Raw genomic sequence first — 380 nt, forward strand, 5'->3', positions numbered from 1 at the left:
TATTAAGCTTGTTGAATTTCGTTAAAAATTCACTCGGTTTTTTGCTTGGTAAAATCTATTTGCTTACTTATCTAGTTTTCAATGTGCAAAATAATAATGGTGGAGACTAGCGGGATCGAACCGCTGACCTCCTGCGTGCAAAGCAGGCGCTCTCCCATCTGAGCTAAGCCCCCGTAATGGGTAATTTAATTTAATTTAATTTAATGGTGGGCCTAAATGGACTCGAACCATCGACCTCACGCTTATCAGGCGTGCGCTCTAACCAGCTGAGCTATAGGCCCATTCTTAATTTGAATGTCAAATAAACATTCAAAACTGAATACAATATGTCTCCGTTATTCCATGACCTCATGGTCATTCCGTAATATCCTTAGAAAGGA

The 380-nt window shown here is 40.0% G+C and carries 2 tRNA genes; both read right to left on the reverse strand.

What is annotated here, in order from left to right:
- Positions 1–97: 97 nt before the first annotated feature.
- Positions 98–173 (reverse strand) — tRNA-Ala (locus LQ615_RS13370).
- Between the two features lie 31 nt (positions 174–204).
- Positions 205–281 (reverse strand) — tRNA-Ile (locus tag LQ615_RS13375).
- Positions 282–380 lie beyond the last annotated feature (99 nt).

Origin of the sequence: Mammaliicoccus sp. C-M13, assembly GCF_022386845.1 — a bacterium.
Classification (GTDB): domain Bacteria; phylum Bacillota; class Bacilli; order Staphylococcales; family Staphylococcaceae; genus Mammaliicoccus; species Mammaliicoccus lentus.